The following is a 9,524-nucleotide window of genomic DNA, read 5'->3' on the forward strand; positions in this document are numbered from 1 at the left end:
AGAGTTAAAGAATCTTCAACCGTTTTAGAGATTACGTCCTTCTTATTCTCCGCTCATAAAAGCAAAGAAAGATTCTTAATTAAACTATAGCTCCGAATTTCTGCCTCTATTAACATACACCGGAGAAAGTTTATATAAGGCCATTACTATCCTTATGGGAATGAAAAAATTCATCCGTGTGTATAAAAATAAAAGGCCGGAATCTTCCCGGCCTTTTAGCATTCTTTATAAGAATTCTATTTATTCGTCAAATATCCAAAAAGACCATGCGATTCTTCGTCAGGACCTGCTGTGAAATACAGGCGCTGCTTTTGGCTTCCTGAAACATTTTGCGGGAAAGAAAGTGCCCATAATCCATCGATCACTAATGGACTACCACCGCTCATTAAAGGTCCGATAAAATTTCCAAGGATGTCAAACATGTTGATTTTACCATCGCCAAAGTTTCCCACAAAAATTAAATCCTGATTCGGTACTCTGGTTATCCCCCATGGTGAATTGAGTGGGCCCTGAGAAGTAAAACGTTTGATAAGATTGCCATTCAGGCTGAAGATATCAATATATCCATGGCCCGGACCTGCTTCGTCATCCTCATTATCAGGAGGCAGTTGTTTGGCATAGGTAACATATAATTGGCCGCCGATATTCCGGATGTTGAAAGGAGCATATCCTGATGGAATATTTGGATCAATGAAACCCTTCTTTTCTACATAATTAAAATGATCATCGTATACATTAATCTCAGCATTGTGGAAATCCGTTGCATATATATAGCTCGCACCATTGTTGGTTGCCATAGCAATTCCCTTATATACCGCACCTTCGTCAGACTCATCCGCAACTGTAACTGTAGAATCCCCGGAACTCCATGCTGCAATATTTCCATCTTCAGTGGCGAAAATAAATTTACTTACCTCACCTGTGGAGGGAATTACAAAATCTGAAGTATTATTATATACCACACCTGTCGGAGCACTTTTTTTACCTTTAAAAAGCACGTCAACCGGAGGTATTACTTCATTTCCATCAGCATCATAGACTACAGATACACCGGCATCTGCAGAAGAAATCCAGATAGTACCGGTAGCTCCGAACGCTATTCCCCATGCATTAACCAGGTTCTTATCGATACGCATCGGATGATACTCATCCACATCCGCAACAAGATTGATTTGTTTGAAATTGTTGGAACCGGATACTTTCATATCTGCGATCCCTTCATCAGCAGTTGCAGGCAAAATAGAGCTGCTCTTCTGACACCCGGCATTTACCATAAAAAGAAGCAAAATTATGAATGCTCCTTTGATAGGAATAGTCAGTTTGCCCGTGATTCTTTTAACAGGTAAATTTTTGTTTGTTTTCATATTCGATTATTTAATTGTGAAAAAAATTTTATAAGTAACAAATCTAATTTCTTGATTTAACTCCTTAATGCTATAGCTTTCTGTTTAACAGTCCAAAATCCCCGTTCAGAAAAGAAAACTATTGGTTAAGCAAGTAAATTTTCCTGTTGGGGAAATCTCCGTGAATTATTTTGTGATAAGCAAAAATCAGACTAACATTTTAAGCTTTTAGGGTTAGAAAACGGTTTTAACATATTATTAATACCGAAGAATTCTTAATTCACTTAAAATACAACAAACAGAAATTTATAGACCTGATTTCTGAATAAAATTTATTTGGTTGCATTCATTAGCAGTTGTTCAAATTTTGCTCTTGTAATTATTCTTGCTCCCAGACTTGACAAATGATGGCTTGGTACCTGGCAATCGATTGCCATATAATTTTCTCTTCGGCACAGGTATATAATAGCTGCCTTGGAAGCGTTACTCATAATGCTGAACATACTTTCACCGCAAAATAATTTTCCAGTTATAACTCCATATATTCCGCCTACCAGTTTTTCTTTATGCCATATCTCTATGGAGCGGGCATGACCAAGTTGGTGAAGGATAATATATGCTTCAATAAATTCAGCAGTAATCCAGGTATCCTTATGCTTTTTGAAGTGCGTTTCAGCACATAAGTGTATTACCTCTTTAAAGTTTTGATTAACAGTTACTGCAAACTGTTTCGAACGAAGTGTGCGTTCCATTCTTTCACCCACATGAATTTCCTTTGAAAATAATACCATTCTATTAGCAGGAGAATACCAGTAAATATTCCTGCCCTTCATAAACCAGGGAAAAATGCCTTTGCTATAGGCCAGCAATAACCTATCAGGGTTCAGATCACCGCCAATAGCTAACAATCCATCTTCTGAAGCCGTATCAGGATCAGGAAACCAGTTGTCCTGCGTAAGATAAACCATATGCAAATCTCAAAAAATGAAATTGGAAACACGGCATTTCATCATCCGCATTAACTAGTGAAAATAGTCCACTAAGGAACGGTTATTTTAAAATATCAAATGTACCTCCTGGAGATGGTATCTGGGCTCCTCATATGTAAAAAATAGAACCCGCTTAACGCATCAAGTGGAGTAATTATTTTTTTAATGGATTAAAGTAATATCTTTGTGATATCATTTTAATAGTGTTTAAAAAAAAAGTTATGATCCAAGAAAAAATTCATACGGCCATTTCAGGATTTATCATGGTTGCACTTGCACTCGTTTGCTTTACTGTGCTGATTTTCCTGATAAGAATGGGTCTGCCATTACAGGCCATCCCTTTTATTTTAGCCCTTCCCTTTATTCTCCGCGGGCTTTTAATTGTAAATCCAAATGAAGCAAAAGTGCTTACCCTTTTTGGAAAGTATAGCGGAACTGTAAAGCAAAACGGTTTACTCTGGGTAAATCCGTTTTTAAGCCGAAGCACTATTTCATTGCGTGCGAGGAATTTAAATGGTCAGATTCTGAAAGTGAACGACAAAACAGGGAACCCCATTGAGATTGCTGCAGTAATTGTTTGGAACGTAGTAGATACGGCACGGGCCGCGTTTGAAGTAAATGATTATAACCAGTTTGTTAATGTTCAAAGTGAAGCCGCTGTTCGTCACCTGGCCGGAACATGCCCCTATGATAACTTAGAAGATGACCAGGCGAATGTTACGCTGCGTGGTGGAAGCGATCAGGTGACGCAGATGCTCGAAGGCGAACTAAATGACCGGCTGGCACAGGCAGGTATCCATGTAAGTGAAGCGCGTATAAGCCATCTTGCATATGCTCCCGAAATTGCCCATGCGATGCTTCAGCGACAACAGGCAACAGCCGTAGTTGCAGCACGACAAAAGATAGTGGAGGGTGCTGTAGGAATGGTGGAAATGGCATTAGCAAGGTTATCTGAAAAGGCAATTGTACAACTTGACGAAGAACGCAAAGCTGCAATGGTTAGCAATCTTCTGGTGGTATTGTGCGGAGATAAAAATGTAAGTCCTGTAATGAATACTGGTACACTGTACAACTAAGTCCAATGTGTGATGATCCCGGACGCGAGGAGCAATAAGAAAAAACTATTCCATTGAAACCAAATAATAAAAGGATCAGGAAACTTTCCGGTACGATAGCACTGATAATTTATGGCTGATAAAAAAGCATTTGTCCTGCGCATCAATCCGGGTACCTTAAAAGAACTGGAAAAATGGGCAAATGATGAATTCAGAAGTTTAAATGGCCATATCGAATATTTGTTACAGAAAGCATTGACAGAAAGTGGCAGGGCAAAAATTAAAATTTCAAAGAAGTCCTGATTTGGTGGAATGGTTTTTTCTGAATCGTAAGCCAATATACTCAGTAATATAAAAATGATTTCGTTGGCAACAGCAATTCCCGCCGATATCCTTATTCCGCAGAAGTTTTATAAGAATTAAAATTCCCTTGGTTTTCCCCCGTAAGTAACGGTTTAGAAATTTTTTAATATCAATTAAAAGCAACAACAGTTATCCTCAACTGTGGAAAGCAGGAATGGAGCATTTGGTATCCTTAGGTGTGACTTATCATGGTCGCCACACCTGTTCTTTTTCAAATAGTGCTATTATTGACTCTTTCCTATTCAAGAACAGCCAAACCATTAATTCCAAGCAGGTCTTTAGTATAGATACTTTTCTTATAACGTCATTAGCAAACCTTAGAGATATACACCATAGCTGTGGGTAAAAGTGGGCCTGCATGCTATAAATTATAATATTGAAATCCTATCTTCGAAGCATTAGAACATTTCATATTCATATGCCGATCAAAAATTTAAAAAGTTAAAAGCATACTAATTTGAAATTTGTACTTGTTACCAACACCCTTTAATTAATCAATCACAAATCTTAAAAACGCCATGAAACAAAATCTACTCTTCATTTTCTCTGCAATTTTATTCTGCTATTGTCAACAATCGTTCGGTAAGACTTTAAATAATTTTTTACCAGCAGATCCTATTTCCGGTACAGTAGTAAGCAAGAATGGTGAGCCAGTTATCGGCGCTACTGTCTACCTTAAAGGAACCACTATCGGTACCTATACTGATGTTGACGGGAGGTTCAGCTTACCCATAACTGAGACAAATAATTACACTATTGTTATAACCTACATAGGCTACAAGCCATATGAAAAGGAAATAACCACTAATGAAAGTGCCTTGGAACCCATCGTGCTGCAGGAAGATGCGCTGAACTTATCGGAAGTGATTGTTACAGGGTATACCACTCCAAAGAAAAAACTGGAGTCGAGTGTGGCAATTACTACTATGAACAGCAAAAGAATAGAAGAACTGGCCCCGCAAAGCGCAGCCGATTTGTTACAATCTGTTCCCGGCTTTGTAGTGGAAACATCAGGGGGTGAAGTAGGTAATAATCTTTTTGCAAGAGGTATTCCTTCTGCAGGAGCTTACGAGTATGTGCAAATACAGGAAGATGGACTTCCCGTATTCGAGGATGGCGCTCTTCAATTTGCGAATGCAGACAATTGGCTGCGGATCGATGAAACGGTGAACCGGGTGGAGGCTTTAAGGGGTGGTTCGGGTTCTATCTATGCAACCAATGCACCGGGTGGTATCATTAACTTCATTAGTAAAACAGGATCTAATAATTCTGGGGGCACGGCGAAGCTTACCGGAGGTACTTCGGGATTGTTCAGAACAGATTTGAATGTGGGAGGCGCTATAGTGCCTGATAAGCTTTTTTACAACGTGGGCGGCTTTTACCGGGTCGATAATGGAATACGCAACCCTGGCTTTAAGGCAAATAACGGCGGACAACTTAAAGCGAACATTAAATATGTGTTTGACCAAGGATCTGCAACTTTGTATTACAAAAAATTGGATGACAGAAATTTATTCCTTCTCCCCATACCTTTAACTGACAAAGATGATCCTAAAGGTATTGATGGCTTTGATCCCAATTATGGCACACTCACTTCCAGAAACTTTAGCCAGCTACAGGTCCCTCAATATGGTGGAGGTTATTTTTCCAGGAATTTAGAAAATGGTATTCATCCAAACGTAGATGCTTTTGGCGGACAAGTGAGAAGAGACCTTGGAAGTGGATTCGCTGTTAACGATTATTTCCGTTACACAAATATTAACCTTAATTACACGGCCATTTTTCCGGGTGCTGAGCCACAAACTGCCGCAGACTTTGCAACTAATTATACCACCACCGGCGGTGCTTCTTTTCCTGTCGCCACTCCCGGCTATTTTTATGCTAATTCAGGATTAGCTGCTAACCCTGCCCTGGTAGCCAAAGTAGGTTACTGGGCGATAGATAAGCAAATGAACAATTTTGCAAATAATCTCAGATTTGATTATAGCAATCAAATGTTTGATATTTCGCTTGGATATTATTACTCTAACTGGACCTCAGACCAGTATTGGAACTGGAGCAATCTGCTGATAGAGGTTACCGATAATCCTCAGTTACTCAATCTCGTCGATTTATCATTAACTCCTGGTGATACTAATTACTCGAGAACATACAATGGAGTTTCTGATATATCATGGCTTACCAGAAAAGCAGAAACAAAAGGCGATGTGAACGCCTTATTTGCAAGTGCCGAAATCAGGGCTACTTCTGATCTTACTTTTGATATTGGTCTCCGGTATGATATCGACCGGTACAAAGGCTACAAAGCTAATTCTCAGTTTTTCTCACAAAACTTAGACAGCAGTAGCTTTAACTACGACTTTACTACCACCACTGCCGATAACTCTATTACCACTACAGAAATGCCTTTTTTATATTGGGCTTATGATGTTAACCGCTTATCATTTTCAGGTGCTGCTAATTATAAGTTTACAGAAAACATGGCTGCTTACATCAGATACAGCAATGGTTTCAGATCACCTATAGAAGAAGCCTATTTCGACAATGCCGAGAACTTAGACAAATTAAAGCCTACTGTTATTAACCAGGTGGAATTGGGTTTCAAATACCAGGCTAACAACTTTGCGGTATTTGCCAACGCCTTTTATATGATATTGGATAACATTGCTTTTACCGATATTCTCGCCAACGGGCAGTCTGAAAATAAATTTGCTAAAGCGCAAAACATAGGGTTAGAAGCAGAAGCTGAATTTAATTTCGGTGACTTTTCTCTTAGTCTTTCAGGAACATTACAGGATCCTACATTTAAAGATTTTGCAGGAAGTGGATTTGATTTCAATACGAATAAGGTGAGAAGAATTCCATCGGTATATGGCTTGTTAAGGCCGTCGTACAACATTACTAAAGACTTAATGGTGTATGTGGAAGGAAATTATTTTGGAAAGAAATATTCTGACAATGCTAATCAATTTGCTTTGCCGGCCTTTTTTGTTTTGGATGCTGGGGTGGCCCTTACTGTTAAACAGGTGCGTTTTGCAATAGATGGAACTAATTTAACAAACACCATAGGTCTAACTGAGGGCAATCCGCGAATCACTACAGCCCCCGGTTCTATTTATTATGCGAGGCCAATTCTGGGAACCTTCGCCAAAGCATCCATTACTGTTAATTTTTAGATTTAAGAGTAATAAGCAAAATCGTGTCAAGGGCTGTCTGAATAATTCAATCAGACAGCCCTTAAATGTTTTGTTATCGGAAGTTATTCCCTAACATTAGGTTATTCATGAACTTCACTATTAAGTCTGCGTCATTAGAAATGGAAAAACATATTTTTATAATTCTTTTGCTCTCGCTTGCTAATGCCTGCTTTGGTCAGCATTCTTCTCCACGCGAACTTTATGATAGCCTGTTTATCCGGGTGCAAATGGAATCTGTCTTTCCTGATCAGAAAACTTTTGTGGATTGTATTCCAAAAGAAGGTCCTGAAATAATTTTAAATAAATATCATGCGGAAAAGGATCAGCAAGATTTCAATTTGAAAAATTTTGTCCTAAACCATTTCACGCTTCCGCAAGATGCCGGTGGCTCTTATATTAGTAACATAGGGCAGAATGTAAAACAGCATATTGGAGAGTTATGGAAGGTACTCAGCCGCACTCCGGATACTATATCCAATCGTTATTCGAGCCTGATTCCGCTTCCCTATTCATACGTAGTTCCCGGAGGGCGTTTCCGGGAGATTTATTATTGGGATTCGTATTTCACCCTGCTTGGATTAAGAGAAGATAAGGACACTGCAATGATTGAAAACATGGTGCGTAATTTCTCCTACCTCATTGAACAATTTGGATTTATCCCTAACGGGAATCGAACTTACTACCTCACCCGTTCACAACCGCCTTTCTTCTCTTTAATGGTAGAGGTGCTTGCAGAATTAAAAGGTGACACCATTTATCGTCATTATCTGACTGACCTCGAAAAAGAATATAATTTCTGGATGCGGGGATCTGAAGCATTAAAGACGGACGCTTCGGAAAAAAATTCTGTGAATATTAATGGAATTATTCTAAATCGCTATTGGGATGATAGTGACGAACCGAGAGAAGAATCTTTCAAGCAGGACGTGGATGCCGCGAAGCAATCAGCGGAACGGCCGCAGGATTTCTATCGTAACATTCGTGCGGCAGCCGAATCGGGATGGGATTTCAGCAGCCGGTGGTTTGAAGATGGCAAAAACCTGTCTACTATTCACACCACCGAAATTATTCCTGTAGATCTCAACTGCCTTTTATATCATCTGGAGGAAATGATTGCAAAAGGATATCAAATAAAAGGTGACGGCCAATCAGAAAAAGATTACGAAACAAAAGCGAGGGAGAGAAAGAGTGCTATTCTTCAATATTGCTGGAACAATCATCTGCATTGTTTCTGTGATTACGGTTTTGTGGAAAAAAAACCCTGTAACACCATTACAGCTGCTGCCATCTTTCCACTCTTTTTTAAGCTAGCAACTCCTGCCCAGGCCGAGCAATCACAAAAAATCCTGAAGAAAAAATTATTAAGAAAAGGAGGTATAGTTACCACCGCTAATGAAACAGGGCAACAGTGGGATGCGCCAAACGGATGGGCACCGCTCGAATACATTACAATAAAGGGACTACAGAATTATAGTTTTAAAAGGCTTGCTGAAAAGATTGCCGGCCGATGGATTCAATTAAATGTATCGGTTTATAAAAACACTGGTAAGCTTACTGAAAAATACAATGTTGAAGACCTCCACTTATCAGGCGGAGGAGGGGAGTATCCTTTGCAGGATGGCTTTGGCTGGACCAATGGAGTTTTATTAAAGTTGATGAGGGAATATGGGACGAAAGATTAATCTAAACCCGAACATTACCCCGCCAAACGCTTACACAATTGGATTGTGGAATGAAGGCAATTCATGTACAAATATGGCCGAAGGAGTGAATAAGCTTATAGGAAGTACTTATTATAGCACGATCCCTCCCCTTGATCCGAATGGTACGTACACTTACACCGTTCAATTAGAAAATGCGTGTGGAATATCATCCTGTTTACCCGAACATTTACTACTGGACCTCCTCCTGAGAACTGTACAGCGCAACCAATTAATATCGAACGTACCAGCGACTCAACTTTTCTGAATTACAAGAATTTATTTAATCTTTATTTCACTGATGGGCAAAATTTTAAGATAGACATTTTGTTCTCAAATTCTACAAATGGCATGGCTTTGTTATTGAAGGTCTTTAACACTTTGGGTCAGCAAGTAAAAACTATTGGATTATTGCCGGGCGATAAATCTGGATTTTCTATGAAAGACATGGCTAGTGGAATGTATGTTGCAGGCTTATTTAACTCTAATGGAATTCTGTTAGCGCATCAAAAATTTATTAAGTAATATAAATGTGAAATATTGTTTCTTTTATATTGTAACTCTATGTTCAATAACTGCATCTGCTCAGAATACAGCGAAGCAAAAAATTACTCAAACAATAAATGCTGAAGGTTTTGGAGCAGCGGGAGGTGCATATATCTCATTTAATTATGTACCTGGCCTTTAAACTCCCGATAAAAAACATATATGTAAGCTGTGAAGCTGGAATTGCGCCTGGAATCTGGGGATATAGTGTAAGCTCCCCATAAAATAGGGCCAGTTAAAAATAGAAAATACAGTTTTAAATTTAACTGGTCATGAAAAGAGAAAAATTCACCGAAGAACAAATTATCAGGATACTCAAGGAGTATGGCAC

The 9,524-nt window shown here is 39.0% G+C and carries 8 protein-coding genes; 6 read left to right on the forward strand and 2 right to left on the reverse strand.

Annotation, left to right across the window (positions count from 1 at the left end; translation table 11 throughout):
- Positions 1-236: 236 nt before the first annotated feature.
- Both H0W62_10840 and H0W62_10845 read right to left on the reverse strand, forming a co-directional pair.
- Positions 237-1,364 carry a TIGR03118 family protein gene (locus H0W62_10840; GenBank protein MBA3649028.1) on the reverse strand — a complete coding sequence of 376 codons (1,128 nt, stop codon included), beginning with the start codon at positions 1,362-1,364 and terminating at the stop codon, positions 237-239.
- A 311-nt stretch (positions 1,365-1,675) separates the two neighbouring features.
- Positions 1,676-2,311, reverse strand: coding sequence for a leucyl/phenylalanyl-tRNA--protein transferase (locus H0W62_10845; protein ID MBA3649029.1), 636 nt, complete (start codon positions 2,309-2,311; stop codon positions 1,676-1,678).
- A 242-nt stretch (positions 2,312-2,553) separates the two neighbouring features.
- Here H0W62_10845 and H0W62_10850 point away from each other — a divergent pair, with 242 nt between their 5' ends.
- The 6 genes from H0W62_10850 to H0W62_10875 all read left to right on the forward strand — a co-directional run bounded on the left by H0W62_10850 (position 2,554) and on the right by H0W62_10875 (position 9,172).
- A complete protein-coding gene (locus tag H0W62_10850) occupies positions 2,554-3,408 on the forward strand; it encodes an SPFH domain-containing protein (protein MBA3649030.1) in 855 nt (284 codons plus the stop codon).
- A 111-nt stretch (positions 3,409-3,519) separates the two neighbouring features.
- Positions 3,520-3,690 (forward strand): Arc family DNA binding domain-containing protein, encoded by a 171-nt coding sequence (locus tag H0W62_10855; protein MBA3649031.1) that lies wholly within the window; start codon positions 3,520-3,522, stop codon positions 3,688-3,690.
- 578 nt (positions 3,691-4,268) lie between these two features.
- On the forward strand, positions 4,269-6,926 hold the full coding sequence (locus tag H0W62_10860) for a TonB-dependent receptor (protein ID MBA3649032.1): 2,658 nt from the start codon (positions 4,269-4,271) through the stop codon (positions 6,924-6,926).
- Between the two features lie 140 nt (positions 6,927-7,066).
- Positions 7,067-8,629, forward strand: a complete 1,563-nt coding sequence (gene treF, locus H0W62_10865) for an alpha,alpha-trehalase TreF (GenBank protein ID MBA3649033.1) — start codon at positions 7,067-7,069, stop codon at positions 8,627-8,629.
- Complete coding sequence (locus H0W62_10870) at positions 8,613-8,915, forward strand: hypothetical protein (protein ID MBA3649034.1); 303 nt, start codon at positions 8,613-8,615, stop codon at positions 8,913-8,915. The genes treF and H0W62_10870 overlap by 17 nt, the downstream gene beginning before the upstream one ends.
- An 83-nt stretch (positions 8,916-8,998) precedes the next feature.
- Entirely contained in the window at positions 8,999-9,172 is a 174-nt protein-coding gene (locus H0W62_10875; GenBank protein MBA3649035.1) for a T9SS type A sorting domain-containing protein, read from the forward strand.
- Positions 9,173-9,524 lie beyond the last annotated feature (352 nt).

The sequence above is a fragment of the Chitinophagales bacterium genome (genome assembly GCA_013816805.1).
GTDB lineage: Bacteria > Bacteroidota > Bacteroidia > Chitinophagales > UBA10324 > MGR-bin340.

Excerpts from the sequence above, each read along its gene's own strand:
- H0W62_10840 (MBA3649028.1), bottom strand. The coding sequence starts at position 1,364 with ATGAAAACAAACAAAAATTTACCTGTTAAAAGAATCACGGGCAAACTG.
- H0W62_10845 (MBA3649029.1), bottom strand. The coding sequence starts at position 2,311 with ATGGTTTATCTTACGCAGGACAACTGGTTTCCTGATCCTGATACGGCT.
- H0W62_10855 (MBA3649031.1), top strand. The coding sequence starts at position 3,520 with ATGGCTGATAAAAAAGCATTTGTCCTGCGCATCAATCCGGGTACCTTA.
- H0W62_10870 (MBA3649034.1), top strand. The coding sequence starts at position 8,613 with ATGGGACGAAAGATTAATCTAAACCCGAACATTACCCCGCCAAACGCT.
- H0W62_10875 (MBA3649035.1), top strand. The coding sequence starts at position 8,999 with ATGGCTTTGTTATTGAAGGTCTTTAACACTTTGGGTCAGCAAGTAAAA.
- H0W62_10860 (MBA3649032.1), top strand. The coding sequence starts at position 4,269 with ATGAAACAAAATCTACTCTTCATTTTCTCTGCAATTTTATTCTGCTAT.
- treF (MBA3649033.1), top strand. The coding sequence starts at position 7,067 with ATGGAAAAACATATTTTTATAATTCTTTTGCTCTCGCTTGCTAATGCC.
- H0W62_10850 (MBA3649030.1), top strand. The coding sequence starts at position 2,554 with ATGATCCAAGAAAAAATTCATACGGCCATTTCAGGATTTATCATGGTT.